Origin of the sequence: Ectobacillus panaciterrae DSM 19096 (genome assembly GCF_000430785.1) — a bacterium.
GTDB lineage: Bacteria > Bacillota > Bacilli > Bacillales > Bacillaceae_G > Ectobacillus > Ectobacillus panaciterrae.
In genome coordinates this window covers 1-1,333 of sequence record NZ_AUMR01000200.1, presented here as the reverse complement: position 1 = coordinate 1,333, position 1,333 = coordinate 1, and the positions used below count along the sequence as shown (strand labels likewise).

3 protein-coding genes and 1 riboswitch are annotated in these 1,333 nt (G+C 33.6%); of the genes, 1 reads left to right on the top strand and 2 read right to left on the bottom strand.

Going from position 1 to position 1,333, the window contains the following annotated elements; all coding sequences use genetic code 11:
- The first annotated feature begins 27 nt into the window (after nucleotides 1–27).
- Entirely contained in the window at nucleotides 28–234 is a 207-nt protein-coding gene (locus H540_RS0122285; protein WP_028402194.1) for a hypothetical protein, read from the top strand.
- Between the two features lie 62 nt (nucleotides 235–296).
- Here the strand turns inward: H540_RS0122285 and H540_RS33555 are convergent, their stop codons facing one another.
- A complete protein-coding gene (locus tag H540_RS33555) occupies nucleotides 297–440 on the bottom strand; it encodes a hypothetical protein (RefSeq protein ID WP_155891118.1) in 144 nt (47 codons plus the stop codon).
- Nucleotides 441–548: 108 nt separating this feature from the next.
- Nucleotides 549–875, bottom strand: a complete 327-nt coding sequence (locus tag H540_RS0122275; RefSeq protein ID WP_034671740.1) for a hypothetical protein — start codon at nucleotides 873–875, stop codon at nucleotides 549–551.
- 12 nt (nucleotides 876–887) lie between these two features.
- Nucleotides 888–994, bottom strand: a riboswitch (SAM riboswitch).
- Between the last annotated feature and the right edge of the window lie 339 nt (nucleotides 995–1,333).

Below are 1,333 nucleotides of genomic sequence, written 5' to 3'. Positions count from 1 at the left end.
AAACTTACACATTAGGAGGAAATCGAAATGGAAAAAATGTGCATGGATATGTCTATGATGACATGTATGGAAAGAATGATGTGCGAGATGAAGTGCATGAAAATGATGATGGATCAAATGTGTGAAAACAAAATGATGATGGACATGGATCAAATGATGTCTAAAATGCAAGAGTGTGACGAAATGATGACATCTATAATGAACATGATGATGAAAATGAAAGAAACATGCTAGTACATATTGAAAAAGCACCTTATCTAAATTGATAAGGTGCTTTTATATCCACATTTACCGTTTTATAAAGGATTTAATTCAGAACATTTTACTAGCTCCACTTTACCTACCGGATCATTTTTCTTAATCTCACAAGTACCATTATTGTATATCCATATAACTTTATACTCTTCCCCTTTAAACATGACCTTAGTGCCATTTTTCACTCTTTTCTCCTCTTCTGAACGTTATATATCTGAACAAGTAAAGAGTTAAACTTGCTAAATAGCCGGACAGTTTTTGAAAGCTGCTTTTATATGTGTATACTACATAACCTATAGAGACTGATTTTTTGCCAAACAAATCTGGTGACCTAATGAAATACGCTGTTGTTTTAGTTCCCAAATTTTCTCTTGTAAATAGCCATTAGAAGATTGCTCTCGCAATTGGTGGTAAATCGTAAGAATTTCCTCATTAATACGTTTGTATTCTTTCAAAACGTTATTAAGCGTGAAGGATTGGAGTTCCTTTCTAATTTCATTATGGAAATTCTGTAGTTTTTCAATAATTTCTTGCTGCCACGATATATCACCAATACTTCCGGCATAAAGGTACAAATCTAAATAATCATTCACCCATAGTTGTTCTTCTCTAATGCTCATAAAAATTCCCCTTTCTTATCTTCCAAAGCTAAGCTCTTCTGGAATTAGCACCATACAGAATAAGAACTGTGGTTGCTGAGGTTTCATTGGGCCAGTCCCTCCACCTCTCTTGATAAGAGATTTACGTTATTCAAGATTTCTCACTATATTAATCGGAATAATGAGGAATGTCAATGGGAACGCAGTTGATATAGATGGCTAATTAAAACAACTTCCACAGTTGGCTCTTATTCATCAATGTAGTTAAAATAGCAATGTATATCCTATACATGTGAAGTTTACATAACATATCATTATCGGTAGTGAATATATTTTAGACATTATAAAGAATCCCTTCAGATATTATTCTGAAGGGATTCTTTATTCAGGCTGTAGAGAAAGTCTTCTCTACAGCCTTTTTTGTGTCTGAACGCCTTTTCATCTGTTCATACTGATAGAAAAGAGGAAAAGGAGCGATG